This is a genomic window from Idiomarina aquatica, assembly GCF_003987185.1.
In the GTDB taxonomy this organism is placed as follows: Bacteria; Pseudomonadota; Gammaproteobacteria; order Enterobacterales; family Alteromonadaceae; genus Idiomarina; species Idiomarina aquatica.
On record NZ_PIPS01000001.1, the window covers coordinates 399,224 to 423,131 of the forward strand.

The 23,908-nt window shown below is 51.7% G+C and carries 16 protein-coding genes; 4 read left to right on the plus strand and 12 right to left on the minus strand.

Annotation, left to right across the window (positions count from 1 at the left end; genetic code table 11):
- Nucleotides 1–145: 145 nt before the first annotated feature.
- The 12 genes from greA to grpE form a co-directional block, all read right to left on the minus strand.
- On the minus strand, nt 146–622 hold the full coding sequence (greA, locus tag CWE23_RS02080) for a transcription elongation factor GreA (RefSeq protein ID WP_105306006.1): 477 nt from the start codon (nt 620–622) through the stop codon (nt 146–148).
- Complete coding sequence (carB, locus tag CWE23_RS02085) at nt 619–3,843, minus strand: carbamoyl-phosphate synthase large subunit (RefSeq protein ID WP_126819238.1); 3,225 nt, start codon at nt 3,841–3,843, stop codon at nt 619–621. The genes greA and carB overlap by 4 nt, the downstream gene beginning before the upstream one ends.
- A gap of 30 nt (nt 3,844–3,873) precedes the next feature.
- Nucleotides 3,874–5,031 (minus strand): glutamine-hydrolyzing carbamoyl-phosphate synthase small subunit, encoded by a 1,158-nt coding sequence (gene carA, locus CWE23_RS02090; protein WP_126819239.1) that lies wholly within the window; start codon nt 5,029–5,031, stop codon nt 3,874–3,876.
- Between the two features lie 148 nt (nt 5,032–5,179).
- On the minus strand, nt 5,180–5,983 hold the full coding sequence (gene dapB / locus CWE23_RS02095; protein ID WP_126819240.1) for a 4-hydroxy-tetrahydrodipicolinate reductase: 804 nt from the start codon (nt 5,981–5,983) through the stop codon (nt 5,180–5,182).
- The gene (locus CWE23_RS02100) at nt 5,980–7,194 is read right to left on the minus strand and encodes a dicarboxylate/amino acid:cation symporter (RefSeq protein WP_105306002.1); all 1,215 of its coding nucleotides are present in this window, start codon (nt 7,192–7,194) and stop codon (nt 5,980–5,982) included. The genes dapB and CWE23_RS02100 overlap by 4 nt, the downstream gene beginning before the upstream one ends.
- Before the next feature lie 86 nt (nt 7,195–7,280).
- Nucleotides 7,281–8,066 (minus strand): M48 family metallopeptidase, encoded by a 786-nt coding sequence (locus CWE23_RS02105; protein ID WP_105306001.1) that lies wholly within the window; start codon nt 8,064–8,066, stop codon nt 7,281–7,283.
- A 42-nt stretch (nt 8,067–8,108) separates the two neighbouring features.
- Nucleotides 8,109–9,266 (minus strand): molecular chaperone DnaJ, encoded by a 1,158-nt coding sequence (dnaJ, locus tag CWE23_RS02110; protein WP_105306000.1) that lies wholly within the window; start codon nt 9,264–9,266, stop codon nt 8,109–8,111.
- A gap of 90 nt (nt 9,267–9,356) precedes the next feature.
- On the minus strand, nt 9,357–11,285 hold the full coding sequence (gene dnaK / locus CWE23_RS02115; RefSeq protein ID WP_126819241.1) for a molecular chaperone DnaK: 1,929 nt from the start codon (nt 11,283–11,285) through the stop codon (nt 9,357–9,359).
- Nucleotides 11,286–11,449: 164 nt separating this feature from the next.
- The gene (locus CWE23_RS02120) at nt 11,450–13,075 is read right to left on the minus strand and encodes a tryptophan halogenase family protein (protein ID WP_126819242.1); all 1,626 of its coding nucleotides are present in this window, start codon (nt 13,073–13,075) and stop codon (nt 11,450–11,452) included.
- Nucleotides 13,076–13,107: 32 nt separating this feature from the next.
- Nucleotides 13,108–13,896: a hypothetical protein gene (locus tag CWE23_RS02125; RefSeq protein WP_105305997.1), complete on the minus strand. Its 789-nt coding sequence runs from the start codon at nt 13,894–13,896 to the stop codon at nt 13,108–13,110.
- Nucleotides 13,897–13,979: 83 nt separating this feature from the next.
- Nucleotides 13,980–16,961 (minus strand): TonB-dependent receptor domain-containing protein, encoded by a 2,982-nt coding sequence (locus CWE23_RS02130; RefSeq protein ID WP_241970508.1) that lies wholly within the window; start codon nt 16,959–16,961, stop codon nt 13,980–13,982.
- 112 nt (nt 16,962–17,073) lie between these two features.
- The gene (gene grpE / locus CWE23_RS02135; protein WP_126819243.1) at nt 17,074–17,748 is read right to left on the minus strand and encodes a nucleotide exchange factor GrpE; all 675 of its coding nucleotides are present in this window, start codon (nt 17,746–17,748) and stop codon (nt 17,074–17,076) included.
- Between the two features lie 156 nt (nt 17,749–17,904).
- Here grpE and nadK point away from each other — a divergent pair, with 156 nt between their 5' ends.
- The 4 genes from nadK (at nt 17,905) to CWE23_RS02155 (ending at nt 23,773) form a co-directional block, all read left to right on the plus strand.
- Nucleotides 17,905–18,789 (plus strand): NAD(+) kinase, encoded by an 885-nt coding sequence (gene nadK / locus CWE23_RS02140; RefSeq protein ID WP_105305994.1) that lies wholly within the window; start codon nt 17,905–17,907, stop codon nt 18,787–18,789.
- Between the two features lie 103 nt (nt 18,790–18,892).
- Nucleotides 18,893–20,557, plus strand: a complete 1,665-nt coding sequence (gene recN / locus CWE23_RS02145; protein ID WP_105305993.1) for a DNA repair protein RecN — start codon at nt 18,893–18,895, stop codon at nt 20,555–20,557.
- A 101-nt stretch (nt 20,558–20,658) separates the two neighbouring features.
- Nucleotides 20,659–21,021 (plus strand): outer membrane protein assembly factor BamE, encoded by a 363-nt coding sequence (locus CWE23_RS02150; protein WP_105305992.1) that lies wholly within the window; start codon nt 20,659–20,661, stop codon nt 21,019–21,021.
- A gap of 13 nt (nt 21,022–21,034) precedes the next feature.
- Nucleotides 21,035–23,773 carry an insulinase family protein gene (locus tag CWE23_RS02155; protein WP_126819244.1) on the plus strand — a complete coding sequence of 913 codons (2,739 nt, stop codon included), beginning with the start codon at nt 21,035–21,037 and terminating at the stop codon, nt 23,771–23,773.
- Nucleotides 23,774–23,908: the final 135 nt, after the last annotated feature.

The window sequence follows — 23,908 nt, forward strand, 5'->3', positions numbered from 1 at the left end:
CATTTAGGGCGAATAAAACGAAAAACGGGATTAGTTATACAAAAAACATTTTTAGGAAACAATGCGCAAAAATCTGATTTTGCTGTAAACATAAAAAAACCAGCGCAGAAGCGCTGGTTTTTAACTAAATTATTGATAAATATCATTAAATGTATTTAACTTCGACCACTTCGTATTCAACTTCGCCGTTTGGCGTGGTCACCGTCGCAACATCATCAATCTCTTTACCAATCAGTGCGCGTGCAATCGGTGAATTAACGCTGATCAAGTTAGACTTGATGTCTGCTTCATCGTCACCAACGATTTTATAGGTCACTTCTTCGTCGGTTTTGGTGTTATAAACCGTGACCGTCGCACCAAAAATCACTTTACCGTTATTCGGTACTTTGGTGACATCGATGATCTGAGCATTGGACAGCTTCGATTCAATTTCCTGAATCCGCCCTTCACAAAACCCTTGCTGTTCACGTGCTGCGTGGTACTCAGCGTTTTCTTTCAAGTCGCCGTGCTCGCGTGCGTCAGCAATCGCCTCAACAATGCGCGGCCGGTCGACCGTTTTCAAGCGCTTGAGTTCATCACGCAATAACTGCGCACCGCGTTCCGTCATTGGAATCTGGTTCATACTAGCTCTACCCTTTTATGGAGTTCCTGCACCGAGCTCACCCGCGCCCGGTCATCTGCTGTGTTCGCTTTAACGGTAGCAAACGCAGCATTTAACGTGGTGGTATAAATCACTTTATTCAACAGCGCCTCGCGACGAATGTAGACAGAGTCTTCAATCGCCTGACGTCCTTCAACCGTGTTGATGATGTAACTGTACTCACCATTTTTGATGGCATCAACAATATTAGGCCGGCCTTCCTGCAACTTGTTCACTATCGAACAGTCAATGCCCTCTTCCGCTAACATTTTAGCGGTGCCGCGCGTTGCTTCCAGTTTAAAGCCCAGCGCCAGTAAACCGCGGGCCAAATCCATCAGCCGTCGCTTGTCGCTGTCTTTAACCGAAATCAGTGCTTTACCCTTTTTAGCCAGTGCTTCACCGGCGGCCAGATTCGCTTTCGCGTAGGCCTCCTCAAAGCTCTCACCAACACCCATCACTTCGCCGGTTGAACGCATTTCCGGGCCGCGGATAGGATCCACACCCTGGAATTTTGCAAATGGGATCACCACTTCTTTGACCGAGTAATACGGCGGGATGATTTCCTTTACATAGCCCTGCTGCTTCAGGCTTTGACCGACCATCACACGAGCGGCAACTTTTGCCAGCGGCACACCTGTGGCTTTCGACACAAACGGCACTGTACGGGCTGCACGCGGGTTAACTTCGATCAGATAAATTTCATCGTCTTTAACCGCAAACTGGGCATTCATCAGGCCTTTTACATTAAGCTCGAACGCCAGTTTACGAATCTGCTCACGCAGTTGCGCCTGAATAATATCGCTGAGTGAATACGGCGGCAATGAACAGGCCGAGTCACCGGAGTGAACGCCGGCTTCTTCAATGTGCTGCATGATGCCACCAATAAGCACGTCTTCGCCATCACAAATGGCGTCAACATCCACTTCAATCGCGTTGTCGAGGAAGCGGTCCAGCAATACCGGCGCTTCATTGGATACCTTAACCGCTTCGGTCAGATAACGGTTTAGATCCTGCTCGTCGTAAACGATTTCCATTGCCCGGCCACCGAGCACGTACGACGGTCGAACCACCAGCGGATAACCAATGCGTTTCGCTTCCGTCAGCGCCTGAGTGATACCGGTCACGGTTGCGTTTTCCGGCTGTTTCAGATTCAGTCGACGAACCGCCGCCTGGAAGCGTTCGCGGTCTTCTGAACGGTCAATAGCATCCGGTGAGGTACCGATGATCGGCACCCCATTCGCTTCCAGTTCACGCGCCAGTTTCAGTGGCGTCTGACCACCGTACTGAACAATCACACCCTTCGGCTTCTCAATACGGACGATTTCCAGCACGTCTTCCAGCGTAATCGGTTCAAAATACAGTCGATCTGAGGTGTCGTAGTCGGTTGAAACGGTTTCCGGGTTACAGTTCACCATAATGGTTTCGTAACCGTCTTCGCGCATCGCCAGGGCCGCATGGACACAGCAGTAATCGAACTCGATACCCTGGCCGATGCGGTTAGGACCACCGCCGATGACCATGATTTTTTCACGATCCGACACGTGCGCTTCGCACTCTTCATCATAACTTGAGTACATATAGGCGGTACCGGAGGCAAATTCTGCGGCGCAGGTATCAACCCGTTTGTAAACCGGATGAATGGCAAACTCATAACGTTTTTTACGCACTTCCGATTCACTCACATGCAGTACATCGGCAATGCGCTTATCTGAAAAACCGCGGCGTTTGAGTGCGGTCATTACGTCCGGGGTTAATCCGGCCAGACCTAATTCGTCCATTTCACGTTCCAGCAGGATCAATTCTTCCAGCTGGATCAGGAACCACTCATCAATGCGGGTCAGCTCAAACACTTCACGCACGCTCATGCCCATACGGAAAGCATCGGCAATGTACCAAATGCGCTCGGCACCCGGTTCTTTTAACTCGCGTATCACTTTGCCGCGGGCATCGTCGGCGGTGATATCAATGATCGGATCGAGGCCGTTAGCCCCCAATTCCAACCCGCGCAGGGCTTTCTGCATGGATTCCTGGAAGTTACGGCCTATCGCCATCACTTCACCGACCGATTTCATTTGTGTGGTCAGACGATCGTTACAGTTGGCGAATTTCTCAAAGTTAAAGCGTGGGATCTTAGTCACCACGTAGTCGAGTGCCGGTTCAAAGGACGCTGGTGTAATGCCGCCGGTAATTTCGTTGTCGAGCTCATCGAGGGTATAGCCCACCGCCAACTTGGCCGCCACTTTAGCGATCGGGAAGCCGGTCGCTTTCGAGGCCAGCGCAGACGAGCGTGATACCCGAGGGTTCATCTCGATAATCACCATACGGCCGGTATCCGGGTTAACGCCAAACTGTACGTTCGAACCACCGGTTTCCACGCCAATTTCGCGTAACACCGCCATCGCCGCATCACGCATCACCTGAAATTCTTTGTCGGTCAGCGTTTGTGCCGGTGCCACGGTTATCGAGTCGCCGGTATGGATACCCATAGGGTCAAAGTTTTCAATGGTACAGACGATGATGCAGTTGTCGTTCTTATCACGAACCACTTCCATCTCGTATTCTTTCCAACCCAGCAGCGACTCATCAATCAACAATTCGTTGGTCGGTGACAAATCCAGCCCGCGGCGGCAGATTTCTTCAAACTCTTCGCGGTTATAGGCGATACCGCCGCCACTTCCGCCCATGGTAAAAGATGGCCGAATAATGCACGGGAAACCGAGTCGGTCGAGCACATCAAAAGCTTCTTCCATGCTGTGCGCCATTTCCGCATTGGGCGTTTCCAGACCAATCGCCTTCATTGCTTTATCAAAGCGATCGCGGTTTTCTGCTTTATCAATGGCGTCTGCGTTGGCACCAATCATTTCCACGTTGTACTTTTGCAGTACCCCGTGGCGGTCCAAATCCAGGGCGCAGTTCAGTGCCGTTTGTCCACCCATGGTCGGCAAAATGGCATCCGGTTTTTCCCGCTCGATGATTTTTTCCACCACTTCCCAGTGGATCGGCTCAATGTAGGTGGCATCGGCCATTTCCGGGTCGGTCATAATGGTGGCCGGGTTGGAGTTAACCAGAATGACCCGATAGCCTTCTTCGCGTAATGCTTTACAAGCCTGAGCGCCGGAGTAATCAAACTCACACGCCTGACCGATAACGATCGGACCGGCACCAAGAATCAGGATACTGTTAATGTCTGTACGTTTTGGCATAAATTCGCTCTATCCTTTTCCTGTACTCAATCAGGCTGTCGCCTGCACTCGCTGTTGCATGAGCTCGATGAATTGATCGAACAGTTCGGCCGCATCGTGCGGTCCCGGGCTGGCTTCCGGGTGTCCCTGAAAACTGAACGCCGGTTTATCTTTGCGCTTAATGCCCTGTAAGGTGCCGTCAAACAACGACACATGGGTCACTTCCAGGGTATCCGGCAGGGTGTCGATATCGATCGCGAAACCGTGGTTCTGACTGGTGATCATCACCCGCTTAGTACCGCTGTCCTGCACCGGGTGGTTAGCACCGTGGTGACCGAGTTTCATCTTCACCGACTTGGCACCGCTGGCCAGGCCTAACAATTGGTGGCCTAAACAGATACCGAAGATAGGGATGTTGTTGTCCAATAACTCCTGGATGGCTTTAATCGCATAGTCACAAGGCTCCGGGTCGCCCGGACCGTTGGACAGGAATACACCATCCGGATTCATCGCCAACACCTCACTGGCCGGCGTCTGTGCGGGTACCAGCGTGATTTTGCAGTTGCGGTCAGCAAGCAGGCGCAGGATATTGTGCTTTACGCCGTAATCGTATGCCACCACATGGTATTTTGACTGCTCCGGTTGGGTGTGCCCTTCGCCGAGTTTCCAACTGCCACCAACCCAGGGTTGAACCTCTTTACAACAGACTTCTTTGGCCAAATCCATGCCTTTTAGCCCCGGGAACTGCTGGGCTAATTCGAGCGCTTTGGCGTCATCCAGTTCGCCAGCCATGATACAACCGTTTTGAGCGCCTTTTTCGCGCAAAATACGGGTTAACTTACGAGTATCGATATCGGCTATTCCAACCACATTGTGGCGGCGAAGGTATTCGTTGAGTGTTTCTTGTTTACGGAAATTACTGGCTTTTAATGCGTTATCACGAATGATTAAGCCTTTTGCCCAGACGGCATCTGACTCTTCGTCTTCGTCGTTGGTACCGGTATTTCCAATGTGGGGATAAGTCAGGGTAACGAGTTGTTCAGTATAAGATGGGTCGGTGAGAATTTCCTGGTAGCCGGTCATGGCCGTGTTGAAAACAACTTCGCCGACCGCGGAGCCTTCGGCTCCAATGGCGGTACCGCGAAAAATGGTACCATCAGCTAGAACCAGTATTGCTCGGTTAGCGGATTGACTCGCTAAAATACTCAAGGGCAACCTCCGTACATAAAAAAACGGGTGAATCAATACAATGTTGACTTCCCCGTTTAAGGTCTTGAACCGCGCAGTCTCTGCCTAGAAACTTCCGCTAGGCAAATTGCACTTATTGTACGAATTTTTTCACTTTTCGTCCAGCGCTTTATTCGCCGGACTCACTGTCAAGCAACCGCTGCAAGGTTTCCTGTAAGTTCAGGATATCCTGCATTTTATACAGCCCCGGAGCCTGTCCGACCAGCCAGGCGCCCGCCCGTAGCGCCCCCTGGGCAAATATGCTGCGATCGCTAACGCGGTGATTCAGCTCGATTCGCTCGCCGGTTTGCGCCAGCATCACTTGATGTTCACCGACAATATCGGCGGCCCGCAGCACCGAAAAGCCAATACTGCCATCTCGGCGTTCACCGTTACCGCGAACGCCGGCATTGATGTCGTCAAAATGCTGGCGGCGTCCACGAGCTGCGGCTTCGCCCAGCGCCAGTGCAGTGCCTGACGGACCGTCCTTTTTGTGCTTGTGATGTGCCTCGAAGACTTCAATGTCCGCATCCGGCAGCGCTGCTGCACTTAGCGCCACCAATTGCTCTAGCAAGGCAACGCCAACACTGGTGTTGCGCGCATACAAGATCGGAATCTGTTGCGCCGCCGCCGCAAGTTGCTGTTGTTGCGACGCATCCAGTCCGGTGGTGCAGACCACCAGCGGTAACTGGTGCTGTAGCGCATAGTCAAGGTTATCGGTAAGTGCCTGCGGCAGGCTAAAATCGATCAACACATCCGGCTGCTGTTGCACTTCTGCCAGCGTTTGATAATGCGTTGTCGCTACCGCTTGGCCACGCCGGGCGCTATTGTCGCTGACAATGGCTGCGCTCAGGGAATGCTGTGATGACGTCTGCAGCGCGGCAATCACCGCTTGTCCCATGCGTCCCGATGCACCAATAACCCCTACCTTCATGCTTTCTCCTCGGTTAATAAGTTTTCACTGCGTGCCACCACCCGGGCGACCATCATATCGCCGGTAACATTGGTCAGCGTTCTGACCATATCAATAATCCGGTCAATCGCAGCGATAAAGGCGATCCCTTCCAGCGGCAGGCCAACCACATTCAGTGTTACCGTTAACATCACCAGTGCCGTGCCCGGAACACCGGCGGTACCAACGGAGGCCAGCGTGGCGGTCATCATAATCAGTGCGTAATCAAACCACTCTAACGGAATGCCGTAAAGGTTGGCAATAAAAATGGCCGCTACGGCCGGGTAAATCCCGCCGCAGCCGTCCATGTTAATGGTGGCGCCCAGTGGCAACACAAATGAGGCGTAATCTTTCGACACCCGTAAACGTTCGGTCACCGCTCGATGCGCGGCCGGTAACGAGCCAAATGAACTGCAGGTGGTGAAAGCCACAACCTGAGCATCAAACACCGACTTAAAGAATTCGCGCGGACTTAACTTGCCAAACCAGCGTACCAGACTACCGTACACAACAATGATATGAACCGCCGCGGCAAGATAAATCACGCCAACAAATTTCGCCAACGGCAACAGGCTGGCAAAGCCGTATTCACCAATCACCCAGGCCATCAGACCGAACACGCCGATCGGCGTTAACTGCAGCACCATACGGGTAATTTCATACATCACTTCCGCGCCCGATTTGATGGTCTGACGCAGAGGTTCCGCTTTACCGCTGAGTTTCTGAATGGCGATACCTACCACCGCAGCAAACACCACAATTTGCAGTACATTGCCCTCGGTCAGAGCCGCAAACGGATTCGTCGGCACAAAGTTGAGAAAGACCTGTGCCACCGATGGTATCTGTCGTTCCGTGGTTTCGGTAGCGGTCAGCGTGGTTGCCGGGCTCATATCAATCAGCGATGCCAGCGTCAGGCCAATGGCACTGGCGATCACCGCTGTCAGCATAAACAAGCCAATGGTCTTGACCCCTAGTCGGCCGAGTTTCTGGCCATCGTTCAGATCGGTAATGGCACTGACAATGGCACAGAAAATTAATGGCGCAACCAACATCTTGATGGCTCGAATAAAGAGATCACCGAGCGGCTTTAGCGCAACCCCTACTTCGGGCGCCAGCGCACCGATTAACATGCCCAGGGCAAAGGCGCCCAAAACCCGCTGCCAAAAAGGAATCGCGAACCACGCTTTAAGCATACAACCCCGCAAAATCAATAAAAGGGCATAGTTTACGCCGCTTTATGGAACGCGAAAGATGATTTGGCTATATGATATGCCCCGAATTACCGACGGCAATTCGGGCTTTTATTCGCGACAGTTAACTGTGGAATGTAGTTGTTGATCGCTTCAATGCGAGACGATGGTGCCGGGTGCGTTGACAGCAACTCGGGTGGATTAGCACCGCCCTCAGCGGCCATGTTACGCCAGAGCTGAGCGGCTTCTTCCAGGCGGAAACCAGCCGCAGCCATATAGTCCAGTCCCAGTCGGTCTGACTCAGACTCATGGGTGCGCGAATAAGGCAACAGGATGCCCACTTGCGCACCAATACCCAGTGCCGCCATAACCAGCGCTGCGTTTTCTGAGTCCAGTTGCGTGTCCGCGATAATGGCGCCGACCTGAAGTCCCAGACCGACCATCATGTTACTGGACACCCGCTCATTGCTGTGTTCAGCAATGACATGGCCAATTTCGTGGCCAATAACCGCGGCCAGTTGATGCTGATTGGTTGCAACCTTTAACAGACCGTCGTAGACGCCAATATTGTAGCCCGGTAAGGCAAACGCATTGGCTGCGTCGTCCGCAAACACCGTGACTTCCCAATCGGCATTGCGATAAGGCTGCGGCAGGGTTTCGATCAGCGCATCCGCCACGCAACGCACATAGGCATTGGTCGCGGCATCGGTGTTAATCGCTAACTCTTGCTTCATCTGCTGATAGGACTGGTCGCCCATCTGCTCCAGTTGTTGCGTCGGCATCAGAGTCAGCTGTGAGCGACCCGTCGGTGATTTCGAGCAACTGACCAAAGCCAGTGTCGCAAGCAGCGAAGCTGCAACGGTGCGTAAGCGCATACGTGATCTCCTGATTGTGACCTACTCTACAGTAAAGCCAATTTATCCGCGTAAGTCATCAAAAAATTGCTTTACGCCGTCGAAAAAGCCTTTTTCTTTCGGGCGAAACTTGGCTGCTTCATCACCTTCGCCCATCGACTTTTCCAGTTCTTCCAGCATTTCGCGCTGCTTACTGGATAAATTAACCGGGGTTTCGATAACCACTTTGCAAATCAGGTCTCCCACCGCACCGGTGCGCACCGATTTCACGCCTTTACCGCGTAACCGGAAATGTTTACCGGTTTGAGTTTCCTTAGGTACTTTCAGTTTGACTTTACCATCCAGCGTCGGCACTTCGATGTCGCCACCCAGCGCCGCTTTGGTAAAGCTGACCGGTACTTCACAGTAGAGGTTATTACCGTCACGAGCAAAGATTGGGTGCTCGCGAACATGTACTTGCACGTACAGGTCACCGGCTGGTGCGCCGTGTTCGCCCGCCTCACCTTCACTGGCCAAACGGATACGGTCACCAGTATCAACGCCGGCCGGGATCTTAACATTAAGGGTTTTGGTCTTCTCAACCCGACCCTGACCATGACAGCTGCGGCACGGATCTTTAATCACCGTCCCCTTGCCACGACAGTGCGGACAGGCCTGCTGCACTGCAAAGAAGCCCTGTCGCATCTGAATTTGTCCGGCACCGTGACAATGACTACAGGTTTCTGGTTTGGTGCCTTTTTTGGCACCGCTGCCGTCACAGTCCTCACATTCGACTAGGGTCGGTATCTTCAGTTCTACGTTCTTACCGCGTACCGCTTCTTCCAGCGACAGTTCCAGGTTATAGCGCAGGTCGGCACCGCGTTGCGCCCGAGCCTGACCACGGCGGCCGCCACCGCCACCGAAAATGTCACCAAACACATCGCCAAAGATATCAGCAAAATCGGCACCGCCACCGAATCCACCGGCGCCCGGGCCACCACCGCCCTGACGAGCCTGCTCAAACGCGTCGTGCCCATATTGATCATACATCTGGCGCTTCTGCGGGTCGGTCAGAACCTCATAGGCTTGTTTGATCTCTTTAAATTTTAACTCGAGGTCTTTGTCGCCTTTGGTGCGATCCGGATGGTATTTCATCGCCATGCGTTTATACGCTTTTTTGATGTCCCGTTCGCTGGCGTCTTTTGAGACCCCAAGAATTTGGTAAAAATCTTGTGTCGCCATAGTGTTACGTCTTCTGTCCTACTCTGATACGAATACACGGGCATTACCTTGCGGCAACACCCGTGTTGATTAGTGAAGTTGCCTTAGTGCTTACTTCTTGTCGTCGTCTTTGACTTCTTCAAATTCAGCGTCGACAACGTCATCATCCGCTTTTGACGAAGACTTCTCGCCACCGGCAGCGCCTTCAGCTCCTTGCTGAGCTTGCTGTTGCTGAGCCGCTTCCATCAGCTTCTGAGACACTTCCATCAGCGCCTGAGTTTTGCTTTCGATGGCTTCTTTGTCGCCGTCTTTAGCCGCTTGTTCAAGCTCTTCACAGGCTTTCTCAATCGCGTCTTTGTCGTCCTGAGCTAAGGCATCACCGACTTCTTTAAGCTGGTTACGGGTCGCGTGCACCAAACCATCCGCTTGGTTACGTGCCTGTACCATTTCCTCGAACTTCTTATCTTCTTCGGCGTGTGCCTCAGCGTCCTTAACCATTTTTTCGACTTCAGACTCGTCCAGACCAGAAGACGCCTTGATGGTGATCTTCTGTTCTTTACCGGTATCTTTGTCCTTCGCCGATACGTGCAGGATACCATCCGCATCGATGTCAAAGGTGACTTCGATTTGCGGGACACCGCGCGCCGCCGGACGGATACCTTCGAGGTTAAACTGACCCAGCGATTTGTTGTCGGCAGAACGTTTACGCTCACCCTGCAGCACGTGAATGGTTACCGCAGACTGGTTGTCTTCTGCTGTCGAGAACGTTTGCGATTCTTTGGTCGGAATCGTGGTGTTTTTCTCAATCAGCTTAGTCATGACGCCGCCCATGGTTTCGATACCCAGCGACAGCGGGCACACGTCCAGCAACAGTACGTCTTTAACGTCACCTGATAACACGCCGCCCTGTACCGCAGCACCCATAGCAACCGCTTCATCCGGGTTAACGTCACGACGTGGCTCTTTGCCAAAGAAATCGGTTACCGCCGCCTGAACTTTAGGCATACGTGTCTGACCACCGACCATGATGATGTCGTTGATGTCGCTTACCGACAGATCAGCGTCTGCTAATGCTTGTTTAACCGGCTCCAGTGACTTCTTGATCAGGTCTTCAACCAGTGATTCTAACTTCGCACGGGTTACTTTAATCGCTAAGTGCTTAGGACCGGTGTTGTCTGCCGTAATGTAAGGCAGGTTAACTTCGGTTTGCTGAGCTGAAGACAGCTCAATCTTAGCTTTTTCAGCCGCTTCTTTCAGACGTTGCATCGCCAGCGGATCTTTGCGCAGGTCGATACCTTGATCTTTCTGGAACTGCTCAACCAGGTAGTTGATCAGGCGGTTATCGAAATCTTCACCACCTAAGTGCGTGTCACCGTTGGTCGCCAATACTTCGAACGTGTGCTCGCCTTCAACTTCATCAATCTCGATGATAGAAATATCGAAGGTACCACCACCTAAGTCGTAAACGGCGATGACGTTATCACCGGACTTCTTGTCCATGCCGTAAGCCAGAGCCGCAGCGGTAGGCTCGTTGATGATACGCTTAACGTCTAAGCCCGCGATCTTACCGGCGTCTTTGGTTGCCTGGCGCTGAGCATCGTTAAAGTAGGCAGGTACTGTGATAACCGCGTCGGTGACTTTTTCACCCAAGAACTCTTCGGCGGTTTTCTTCATTTTCTTCAATACTTCTGCAGAAATTTGTGGCGGCGCTTTCTTCTCACCATCAATTTCTACCCACGCATCACCGTTATCGGCCTTGACAATTTTGTAAGGCATGATGCCGATGTCGCGCTGAACTTCCTCGTCCTGGAAGCGACGACCGATCAAACGTTTGATCGCAAATAAGGTTTTGTTCGGGTTCGTTACCGCCTGGCGTTTTGCCGGTGAACCGACCAAAATTTCGCCGTCGTCGGTAAATGCTACTACCGAGGGTGTGGTGCGGTCGCCTTCGCCGTTTTCAATCACGCGTGCTTTACCGCCATCCAGTACAGCCACACAAGAGTTGGTTGTACCTAAGTCAATACCAATAGTCTTGCCCATAATTCATCTCCACTAAAAATTTCTGATGTTTATCGGATACCTGAGAGTTGGGGGCAGCGATTAAGCTTTTCAACTCTGAACAAAAATTTTTCTGTTGCCGATAGTTTGCGTTGCTACCGTAGATGGGGATAAATTTTGCGAACACAAGGCCGAAGCATAAGAAATTATACCCAGCCTGGTGGTCGATGAGCGGTTGCGTAGTTTGCCATACCCACTTTTTGCTGCAGCCAGTAGGCGTGCGGAGGCAACATCTGCCGTGCCATCTGCAATCGTTGAATAATGGCTTTGGGTACCCGCGGCGGTTGATCGCCCTTACTGAACGAGCCGTCATAATGCATACCGTATAAAATGCACTGATAGCTTTCGTGATTCCAAAGACCCGCCGTATCGATCGGCGCGCGATCATCACCGCTGAGCGTGGTGGCGGCTGCGGTAGGGCTACCGAAACACTGATCCTGAAAATCGTGGAATGTCGGCGGTTTGTGCTGCCATAACGCCAGCTTTTGCTGCAGACGGGGATTGATGCGTTGTGGTTTACGCACTTCACGCCAAAATTCGGTATCGTCCCTCTGAGTCAGGCAGTAATGCATATTAATAAAATCCAGGATTTCATAATAACGATTCTGCAATACCCGGTTGTAACGCTCACTCATCGCTTGCATCGACGACGCTTGCCAAGGGAAATATTCCGCCAGCGCTACTACGCCCAGTTCGCTCAAGTACAAGCCGGTCGACTCCAACGGCTCAATAAAGCCGCCGGATAAACCGACCGCTACCACATTATTGACCCAATTCTGGCGCCGTCGGCCGACTTTGAAATCAATAAAACGCACGTCTTGGCTGCTGCTGTCGCCCCCTTGGTAGGCTCTTAACTCGGCTTCTGCGTCTTGCTTAGAAATATAGGCACTGCTGTGTACATACCCGACTGACCGACGTGACTGCATGGGAATGTCCCACACCCAGCCGTTGGATAATGCCGTAGCCGTGGTATAAGGTCTTACTTCACCGGGGTAAAAGCGATCATAGGGCAGATGCATGGTAACCGCTCGGTCACACAACAGCCATTGCGAGCAGTCATCCCATCCGACCTGTAACTGTTCTTCAATGAGTTTGGCCCGGAAACCGGTGCAGTCAATAAACAGATCACCCTCAATTTCGCCGGCGCAATCAGTATTTACCGAGCTCACCGAGCCCTCTGCGGTCAATGACACGTCGGTCATATTGGCCGCAATATGGCGTACTCCACGAGCTTTAGAAAAGTCCCGTAAATAGTCGGCAAATTTTTGCGCATCCATATGGTAGGCATAGGTCAGCGGCGGCCCCATCCGCCATTCACCCATCATCTTAGGCGCCAACCCCCACTCGCAAATGATTGGCTGCGCTGAGCACGTTTCCATAAACGGAATACTGCGATCACTGGCAAGCCAGCGCTGCGCCGCAAAATCAAGCGGCTGTACGCGCATACTGGAAAAGGGGTGATGATAGAAGGTGTTATCCTTCTTGACCCAGTTGCAATACTTAATCGACTGCTTGAAGGTGGCGTCGGTTTGCTGCAAAAATTCAGCTTCGTTCAGACCGATAACCGACAGCACATGCTGAATCGCGGGGATGGTTGCTTCACCGACCGAAATACGAGGAATATCGGGCGACTCGATAACGGTGATATCAACCCGTGGTTTTTCACCGCGCTGATTCAGGGCGCCGTTGAGGTAGGCGGCGGCGATCCAACCCGAGGAACCACCACCAACAATAACCACACGTTGCGTTTTTTTATTATTATTATTCTGCATAGTACGTTTTACTCTATGTAGGCGTTCAGGTGTTACTCGTAGCCGAGCAGACGTCGTAGTCCTGGTACGGCAAAATCCACCATGGCTTTTTGTCGTTGCGGCAGCTCATCCGGAATCTCCAGTGCGACGTTTTGCAGGTTTTCCCGTGCCGTGCCACTTTGTTTCCGATCCGCGCCTAACTGTACGCGTTCACGCCAGTCTGCGGGTAGCGATTTCCAGCCGGTTACCGTTAATAAGTCGGTAAAATACGCTTCAGCTTCGTCCGTATCCAGTTGCTTTAAGTGCTTAACCAACTCTTCGTAACGCACCAGTTTTATGTCTTCAGCCAGCCACGACACCGCATTATGGGTATAAATCTCGCTGAGCGTCGGTACTTTTTGGTGAATCCCAAAAATCATCATATTGAGTAGCTGGTCTGTTGTGATGTCACCGGTTTTTAAATGTTCCAGGTTGGCATCAAAATTATCGGACAAGAAAAACCGTGCCCGCGCCAGCACCCAATCGTAGGGATCCCGCACGATGATCAGTTTCACAGCATCGGCGGTGGCAATGGCGGAATTGTCCGAAAACAGTAAGTGGCCCCAGCTCAAGCGCGGCGTAATTGCCTGAAAGGCTTTTAAATGCTGGCCAAGGTTAGGGTATTGAATAAAGGTGTCGTGATATTGCTGTTCAACCATCACGAACATACGAAAAATATTGCGAATTAAGTGGGTACCGCACTTGGGTACCGAATTTAAAAACACGGGGTGTGTCAGCGGCTTTTGCTCAAAGCGTTTGTTGATTTCATTCAGAGTGTCGGGTTTGGCTTTTACCGTTGGCATGATGTTTCTCTCACTGTCAAAAATACGAGAAAAAATGCCGACAAAGTGTCGGCATTTTATTCTCTATTGACGCGGTCTATCGATTAAAAGTCGTAACTTAAATTCAAGAACACACGACGTCCAAGCCAATCATACTGGCTGTAGAAAGCTGAGTTACCACGACGAGTGGTGATACCAGAGATACCAGTAATTAATGGTGGCTCTCTATCAAAGGCGTTAGCCACACCGACGGTTGTGCTAAAGCCGTTGTCGAAGTCGTAGTTAGCTGAGAACGCATGGTAGAACACCGATGGTACATCTAGCTTAACAATCGACTCTTCACCTCGATAGCTTGCCGTGTTGTCGAACTCACCATTACCAAAACGCTCATAGTTGTCACCGTCACCGATGTAACGAGCGGTCCAGTTAAAGGTCCAGTCGCTGTAACGCAACTCAGTGGTTAACACGCCCACGTGCTTAGGATTACCAATTTCACCCGTGTAATCAACCGGGTCACTGGTTGGTAACAATTTACGTGAAGCTTCGATCTGTACCGTGTGCTCGTAACGGAACGACAGGTCACCAATTGGCGTTGCCGTGCGATAGTTGACGTTAAAGTCGATACCACGGTTGATCTGTTCAGAAATGTTCAGATAACCACCGAAGATTTCGTCAATACGGTTATCGGTATCATCGCGAGTGAACTGCTCACACAGCGGCTCAGAGGCAAAGTTTTCTGAGTTGTAACAACCGTAAACGATATTCGCAGGACTCAGACTGGTTACTTCGTCATCGATTTCGATGTTGAAATAGTCAGCTGAGAAGGCAAAATCGACGCTTTCGGGAATCCAGACAAAACCGATAACTTCAGATACTGACGTTTCCGCTTTGATGCCATTCTCAGCACCGCCACTTTCAAAGAACGTCGCACTGATTGAACCGGCAACGTGATCGCCCGGCAGGCCATCAGCCTCACAGTTTGCGGCCAGCGTCGGGCTGATATTACCCTGCTCAAGCTGGTTAGCCCAATCAACACAAGGGTCGATCGAACGCTGTGACGGGAATGACGTCCGTGAGTTTAGGAACAACTCGTACAATGCCGGTGAACGGAACGAAGAACCACGAGTTGCACGAATACGGAAACCTTCACCAATTAACCAGTTCAGGCCCATTTTGTAAGTCGTATCGCTACCGTAGGTTGAAACGTCAGTCCAACGCGCAGAACCCGTGAAGTCCAATCGCTCGGCAAACGGTAAGTCCGCCAACACAGGGACTTGAATTTCACCAAATACCGCACGCGAGTTTGATTTACCCTGAGTAATACCGGCGCTTGATGAACCCCAGGCGTTACCGATACGGGTAACTTCTGCCGGTGTATCGACAATTTCGTCGGTCTGATACTGTGCACCGATGGCTGCGCCAACAATACCCGCAGGCAGTTCCATCAAGTCACCAGAGAAGTAACCTTCAGCGGTACGCTGCTTATAAACGGTATTACCGGTTTCACGACCGAACATGAAATCTCTCACGTTCTGTGGGATGTCGCCGGCCAGGAAGTCCGGATCCAGCCATGGTACGTCCACACAGTCGACGCCGCGTACCGGAGTGACCGTGCCTTCACATGAGCCTGAAGCAAAGTTATACGGGCTGATTGCGTCATCATAAATGACGTCGCTGGTGTAATCACCGTCGCTGTGACTATCCTGAATCGAGAAGTCCCAGAACCATTCACCCAGATAGCCATTAGCGCCCACCACAAAGCGGCGATAATCAACCACGATTTCATCGTCGGCATGGTCAGTGATTGGCGTTGGGCTCAGCCATTGTGCGCCCGTCCAACCTTCGCTGAGCGGATCACCGGCATAGAAGTTCTCGTTGTATTTGTATGACCAGAATTGACGGTAGCCGTTAATTTCGGTCGTACGACGGTTTAACAACGCCTCTGCGTACAGGGTAACGTCGTCAGTCAACAGGTAGTCACCCTGACCGTACAAGGTAATTTTTTCCTGACGCGGAATCAGTGATTCGCGATCCTGGAACGGGTGATCCTGGTTATCGACCGCATCTGAAGCATTGTCATAACCAACCTGATACCAGCCTTCAGGCCAGCCTGGTTCTGTCGCCATGTAATCAGGGCTGTTTGGATCCTGGTTAAAGCGCGGAATGTAGTTACCAAGGTCGCCGTCGTAGTCATACTGCGCACGGGTCGTTACCAAACCGCCGGTTGAGTAATCGTAAATCCAGACGTGACCCCAAGGCAGGTCAGAACAGTGATAGTCACCGGTGCGTGGGTCAACGTTATCAGTACGCTCGCCGGTTTCCGGATCAAACGCATAACGCTGGCCGCACTGGAAGAAGTCACGGTCACCGTTGGCCAATTCTTTTTGTAGGTTGTAGTCCGCAACCACACGGAACGAACCTTTATCGTAGGTACGACCTAACGTTGCACTGAGACGCATGGTCTCACCGCCGTCGTCCATTGGCTGGCTCATGTTGATGTCAACAGAACTTGCATCACCTTTTTTGGTGATGATGTTAACCACACCGGCAACCGCATCAGAACCGTACAGTGACGACGCACCGTCTTTAAGAATTTCGATTCGTTCGATAGCCGCCAACGGCATAACGTTCAAGTCAAATGCAGAAACCGCACCTTGCGTACCTGCAGGACCGGCACGACGGCCGTTCAGCAAGACCAGTGTACGGTTTGCGCCCAGACCACGCAGTGATAAGGTGTTAACACCTGAACCACCGTCGGCCACGAACGCCGAAGAAATCGCTGATGTTACCTGACCCGAGCCCGCTGCGATGGTGCTCGACTGCAGTAAATCACCCAGGTTAGTAAAACCTTGAGTGATGGCATCCTCAGCCTGAATAACTTGTACTGGCGTCGCCTCATCCATACCGTCGGTACGGATACGCGAACCAGTAACCTGAATGCGTTCAACTTCTTGCTGTTGCTCAGCTTGTTGCTCGGTTTGTTGTTGCTCTTCTTGTTGAGCCAACACCGGCGCTGATGCAAACACACACGCAATCGCTATAGCCAATTGGCTTTTCGCCATTTTTGGCATCCGATTCTTTGTCATGGTTCTCTCCCCAGAGTTATTATTTTTGTTATCGCCGACAACGCGATAACTCATTAAGTTAGCACAAAACTCTGGAGAGATACCTTATTTTTTTAGCCCATGACCTATTTTTTTATGCTTTGGTATCGACGTTACCCTGCTGGTTACGAGCTACCATGACCATCGCTGGTCGCAACAAGCGCCCATTAAGCTCGTAACCTTTCTGCATCACCGCGATAATGGTGTTATTGTCATGTTGCTTCGATTCCTGCATTGACATTGCCTGGTGCAGATCCGGGTTAAAGCTTTCGCCCTCTTCACCGACGGCTTTTACCCCAAATTTATCCAGCGTCGTGGTCAGACTTTTATAGGTCAGTTCGATGCCTTCCAGAAAGTTTTTATCCAAATCTTCTTTGCCATCCGCCGCTTGCAGTGCACGTTCGAGATTATCAACGGTGGTCAGAAGTTCATTGGCAAATTTTTCCAGCGCGAATTTGTGCGCCTTTTCGACGTCTTGACTGGCGCGGCGACGAACGTTTTCCATTTCCGCCTGCGTGCGTAATACCGACTCTTTTTGCTCATTGACTTTAGCTTCGGCTTTACTCAACGCCAGTTCCAGTTCAGCGATGCGGTCCATTTCGGCATCAGCCGTTGCTGCAGTCTGATCCTGAGTTTCCGCCTGCCCCTCATCGGCCAGGGTCTGCTCAGCCTGCTCCTGCGCTTGCTCTTCAGCAGCTTGCTGTTTTGCTGCCTGTTCCGCTTGTTGCTGATACTGCTCGGCGTTTGCCTGTGCTTTTTTATCCGTCATAGTGCCACTCTCTATAAGCTAAACATGTATTCATCAATGCACAGAGAGATGGGGACGCTGAATTCAACATTCAAGTCATGTTTTGCTCTTGATTAAAAAATTAAAGCAACGTAGCGTTAGCAGCAGTAACAGTTGGGCTTTGGTAGACATTACAGCATGACAAAACAGCCATTTAAAAAGATTGGATTACTGGGCAAAATCGATGACCGGGGTGCCCGTCAAACTCTGGAGACCCTGTTAAGCGCACTGACGCACCGTGACTATGATGTCGCCGTCGAAAACCGTTGCGCCGAGCAGATCGGCAGTGGTCATAAAGTACAAACCATGACCATCAGCGAGATGGGCGAATGGGCCGATCTTGCCGTTGTGGTCGGCGGCGATGGTAATATGCTGGGCGCCGCGCGGGTGCTGTGCGAATACGATGTGGGTGTGATCGGCGTTAACCGCGGTAATCTGGGCTTTCTTACCGACCTCGACCCCGATGAGGTAATGACCCCCTTGTTGGCAGTACTCGCCGGCGACTACTCCATCGAAGAGCGCTTTTTACTCAATACCGAGGTGCTCAGTAACGGTCATGTTGCCGGCCAGGGCTCAGCCATTAATGAGGCGGTTCTGCACTCGGACAAAGTCGCCCACATGATTGAATTTGAAGTGTATGTCGATGACCACTTCGTCTTCAGCCAGCGCTCTGATGGTTTGATCATCGCGACGCCGACCGGTTCGACCGCCTATTCACTGTCCGGCGGCGGCCCCATCTTACACCCCAACCTTGATGCCATTACGCTGGTGCCGATGTTCCCGCACACCCTCAGTAGCCGTCCGATTGTCATAGACGCCAATTCCGAAGTGCGTTTACGCGCCGCCTACGACAATGACTTACTGCAGATAAGCTGTGACGGCCATGTGCGCATGGCGGTACACCCCGGCGACGACATCGTCATCAGTAAACATAAGAAAACCCTGACGCTGATTCACCCCGTCGAACACAACTACTACCATGTGTTGCGTAACAAACTGGGCTGGGGTAGCCGTTTATTTTAACAAGTCGCACAAAAAATCAGCGCAGGGTCATTGCATTTCCTGAGAACTACTGTATAACTACTGTATAAACTGTATAAATCATCAGTGGTTCTGGAGGTTTGCAATGCTAACCGAGCTACACATCCGCCATTTTGCGATCGTAAAATCACTCGATATCGAGTTTCGCCGCGGCATGACCGCCATTACCGGGGAAACCGGTGCCGGTAAATCCATTGCCTTGGACGCCTTGAGTCTGTGCCTCGGCAGTCGCGCAGAGGCCAGTTTAGTGCGTCCGGGCTGCGACAAAGCCGAAATCAGTGCCTGTTTTGTGGTGGCCGACGACAGCCCCGCGGCCGAATGGTTAAAGGACAACGAACTGGATGCCGACGGCGAATGTTTGTTACGCCGCGTGATCAACAAAGACGGCCGCTCAAAAGCCTGGATAAATGGCTCTCCGGTGCCGCTGTCGATGCAAAAAGCCTTGGCGCCGTTGTTGGTGAATATTCATGGCCAGCACGAGCATCAGTTACTCAGCAAGGATGAGCATCAACTACAGGTTTTGGATCAGTATGCCCGTCATCAGTCACTGCTTCTGCAAACCCGTGACCTTTATAAACAATGGGCGCAGGTCGAAAAAAACTACCGCCAGCAACAGCAGGCCAAAGCGGATCAACAGGCACAGCGCCAGTTGCTTGAGTATCAGGTACAGGAGCTGAACGAGTTTGCCCTGGCGGAGGGTGAATTTGAACAACTGGAAGCCGACCATAAGCGTTTGTCTAACCACCGCACGTTAAAAGAAGCCAGTCTGTTCGCCCTTAACGCACTCTACGAAGGTGAGCACAATAACGCCAACGGTCTGGTACAAAGTGCTGCATCACGACTGCAGGAAGCGGCCGACATGGATGCTCAGCTCGGTGATATTGATAAGTTACTGCAGCAAGCCATGGTGCATATCGAAGAAGCCGCGCTGGAGCTGCGTCATTACCAAGATCAAATGACCCTCGACGGTGGTGAACTGGAACAACTTGAAGCGCGCATGACACAGGCACTCAAGTTGGCCAAGAAGCATCAGTGTGCACCGGCTGAGCTGTATCAGCTACACCAGCGCTTAGCGCAAGAACTGGCGCAGTTAAAAGCCAATGATGAAGCTGGCGAGCAACTGGCGGAACAACGTCAGCAACTGCGCCAGCAATATCGTCAGCAGGCAAAACAATTATCCGACAGCCGCGTACGTGCAGCGCGTCAGTTAAGCGAAAAAATCACGCAGGCGATGCAGCAGTTGAACATGCCTCATGGCCGCTTCGAGATTATGTTGGAACACCAGGAGAGTGCACCGGCCACCGCGCAAGGAACCGATAAGGTGCAGTTCCAGGTCACCGCAAACCCCGGCCAGCCACTGCAGCCGTTGAGCAAAGTGGCTTCCGGTGGTGAACTTTCCCGTATCAGCCTTGCCATACAGGTGATGAGCGCTACCCAGCAAACCGTTCCGACCATGATGTTTGACGAAGTTGACGTCGGTGTCAGCGGGCCAACCGCGGCGGTTGTGGGGTCGATGCTGCGAGAACTGGGGCTGCAGTGCCAGATCATTTGTGTCACTCACTTACCGCAAGTTGCAGCAAAAGCGCATCAACAGTTGCAGGTGGCGAAACAAACCAATGGTCAGGAAACCGAAACTCAGGTTACGGCATTGGACAGCGACCAGCGCGTTATCGAATTAGCACGTTTATTAGGCGGTGATAAAGTGACCGATTTAGCCAAAGCCAACGCAAAAGAAATGCTTGCCTGTTGAGGTGGCGCGTCGGATACGCTGGTAACTGAGGTTATGATTGTTTATCATCGACGCGTAAGCATTCACATAAACACATTTATACAAAACCACGTGGGTCGTTAATGAAAAGCACGTTATCAAAATTATCTGTCGCTACAGCACTTGTCATTGGCTTAAGTAGCTGCTCAACACTCAATGAGATGGTTTACCGCATTGACATTCCACAGGGTAACTACCTGGAACAACGGGATGTTGACAAGTTACGTGTCGGTATGACCCAAGAGCAGGTTGCCTATGTATTAGGCCGCCCTGTTGCACAAAATGCCTTCGATAGTGATCGTTGGGTCTATCTGTACGAAATGAATCCAAACAGTGGCAAAATCTTTCGAAAGGAATTGATTCTTGACTTTAATGCAGGTTTACTGGTGCAGATGTCAGGGGATTTTGAAGAACCTGAAGAATTTGATACTCCGTTAGACGAATAAGGAACCCCCGTCGATGGCGAGCTCTTCTATCGATGACGAGGTCGTCCACATTGTCCGCAGTCCCAGGGACAAAAGGGACTACCGCGCCGTCCGCTTAGAGAATAATTTACAGGCGTTGCTGGTGCATTGCCCCGGCAGTCATAAAGCTGCCGCGGCCTTGGCGGTAAATGCCGGTCACTTTGACGACCCTGAACACACTCAGGGTCTCGCTCACTTCCTTGAGCATATGCTGTTTCTCGGCAACTCAAGCTTTCCTTCGCCGTCGGCCTTCAGCGACTTCTTAAATGCTTATGGTGGGCAACAAAACGCCTGGACAGGAACCGAATACTCCAACTTTTATTTCGACTGCCAGGCCAGTGCGCTGGAACGCGCGCTGGAGTACTTTGCCGCCATGTTTCAACAGCCCCTGCTGGCACAGGAATGGATAGATAAAGAACGCCAGTCCATTGAATCCGAGTTTCGCCTTAAGCAACAAGACGAATTGCGACGACTTTATCAGGTGCACAAGTCAACCTGTAACCCAAAACACCCTTTCAGTCAGTTTTCGGTGGGCAACTTAAATACCCTCAAAGACGATAAGCACGGTACACTGCAGGACAAACTTCGGCGTTTTTTCACGCAGCATTATGTCAGTGACAATCTGCGCCTTGTCATTGCCGGGCCACAATCGCTCGAGCGGTTAGCGGAACTGGCTGAAACCCATTTCTCGGCACTGCCGTCGAGCGCTCAGATGACAACCGCAAAAAAAGGGTTAGCGCCGTTGTACCGACCTGATCAGCTCGGTGTAAAACTGGAGGTTAAACCGGTTAAGCCCGCTCGTCGTCTGATCATCACCCTGCCGCTACCGGCTATCGACGATGATTATGCCCATAAAACCACCAGTTTTATCGCACACATTCTCGGCTACGAGGGGCCGCAAAGTTTGTTTTCCTGCCTACGTAATCGCGGCTGGATCAACAGTCTGTCAGCCGGCGGCGGTATCAGTGGCAGTAATTTTAAAGATTTTAATATCAACATACAGCTGACCGAACGTGGTGAGAAGCATGCCCTTAGCGTCGCCCAGTGGGTGTTTAATTACATCCGGCTGATACAGGACCAAGGTATTGAAGACTGGCGCTACGAAGAACGCCGCCTGAGTACCGAGCTGAGCTTTAAATTTCAGGAACCGATACCGGTCGGCGAACTGGTCTCGCAACTTGCAGTGAACGCGCACCACTACCCTGAGCGGGACATCATTTACGGCGATTACCGCATGGACTGCCTCAATAATATGCGCGCCAATGAACTGCTCAACCTGATGGTACCGGAACGCGCCCGGATCACTCTGATCAGTGCCCAGGCTAACACCAATAAGCTGACGTTGTTATACGATACGCCCTACAGCATGCGTCCGTTGCAAGCCGACGAGGTGGCTCAATTGAAGGCGCCCGCCGACGGCTTCTGCGCCCAACTGCCGCGGCAGAACCGTTTCCTTAACGAGCACTTTCAGCCTTACCCGCTGGAAGCCGAGCAGACACGCCCGAGCGCCCTTATTGATAATGACCAGCTCACTCTGTGGCACCTTCAGGATCAAGAATTCAGGGTTCCAAAAGGCCACATTTACCTTAATTTAGAGGCACCTCAGGTCACCGCTTCAGCGCTCAATTTTGCCTGTTCAAGAATATGGGCGGAACTGATGATTGATGCCCTCAATGAAGACTTGTACGACGCCGAAGTTGCCGGCCTGCATTTTAATATTTATCCGACCCAGACCGGTATCACCATTCATACCACCGGGCTGTCGGCAGGCCAGTTGCCGTTGCTGAGTTATTTAATGCGTCAGGCGCAAACCGTAAAGTTCGATCGCAGCCGCTGGCAAGCGGTAACCCAGCAATTGGTCAACAACTGGCATTCGGCCCATCAGAATCAGCCGCTAAACCTGTTGTTCTCAGAACTGAACCTACTGTTGCAGCAAGGCCTGTACCGGCTCAGCGACATGGCGGCTGCCTGCGAAAGTTTAAGTTATACGCATTTTTCACACATCGTTGCCAACTTGTTTAAACCCATGCGAGTCACCGGTTTTATGCACGGCGACTGGCAACAACAGCACGCCGGGCAACTGGCTCAGTTGATTCAGGCCAACACCGGCAGCAACGGCCTTAATAAAGCCCCAATTCAGCAACGCATAAAACGACTGCAGGACATCGAGCGGGCAGCCAACCCGATTGCAGTGCCAATGCAACACAACGACAAAGCGGCTTTGCAATATGTTCAGGGCGCGTCCGACTCGCCGCGCGAGCAGGTCGCCTTGATGTTGTTGCAACAACTTATCCATCAGTTTGTGTTTGATGAGCTGCGCACCCGACGTCAACTGGGCTACATGGCCGGCAGCCAGTATTTTGCGCTGCAGCGTTTGCCCGGCATCATTATTTTCGTGCAATCACCCAACGTCAGTGAAGACGATTTGCAACACCAGATCAGCGAAGCTCTTGAGCTGTGTTTCGAACACCTGAACGAAATGAGCTTAAAAGCCTGGGCACACAGTAAATCGGTGTTAAGACAGCAGTTATCAGTGACCGATCGCAGTCTGAGGGTTCGCAGTCAACGGCTATGGGGTGCCATTCAATTAGGCGATACGCAGTTCGATCGTGCCGATCAACTTATCCGCGCACTTGACGACTGGCAGCTCGACGACTGGCTCGCGTATAGCCAGCGGTTATTGTTTGAGCAACCGGTTCGGCTTTATATTCAAACCAAGGCCGATAGCGGCTAGAATCGCTTTACATTATTTTTGCTTTTGGTTAGCTTAACCTTAAATTAACAAATTATAAGAGCCGCAAGCCAGCGGCCTCCCATCAGGACATTATCTTTACCGTGAAAGTTACCTATTGGTTCGCTCTCTTAGCCG